Annotated in this window: 1 rRNA gene; it reads left to right on the top strand. The window is 52.4% G+C overall.

Annotated elements, in window-relative coordinates:
• Positions 1 to 371: ribosomal RNA gene (locus ACOSVQ_RS20665) — 23S ribosomal RNA — on the top strand; the annotation flags it as partial.
• Positions 372 to 391: the final 20 nt, after the last annotated feature.

Genomic DNA, 391 nt, shown 5'->3' with positions numbered 1-391 from the left:
CGGTCCCAAGGGTATGGCTGTTCGCCATTTAAAGTGGTACGCGAGCTGGGTTTAGAACGTCGTGAGACAGTTCGGTCCCTATCTGCCGTGGGCGTTGGAGAATTGAAGGGGGCTGCTCCTAGTACGAGAGGACCGGAGTGGACGAACCTCTGGTGTTCGGGTTGTTACGCCAGTAGCATTGCCCGGTAGCTAAGTTCGGAATTGATAACCGCTGAAAGCATCTAAGCGGGAAGCAAGCCCTGAGATGAGTTCTCCCTGGCACTTTAAGTGTCCTAAAGGGTTGTTCGAGACTAGAACGTTGATAGGCAGGGTGTGTAAGTGCTGTGAGGCATTGAGCTAACCTGTACTAATTGCCCGTGAGGCTTAACCATACAACACCCAAGGGGTTTTG

Source organism: Vibrio sp. HM8-C (assembly GCF_058630515.1).
This window is presented reverse-complemented; position numbering and strand designations above follow the sequence as displayed.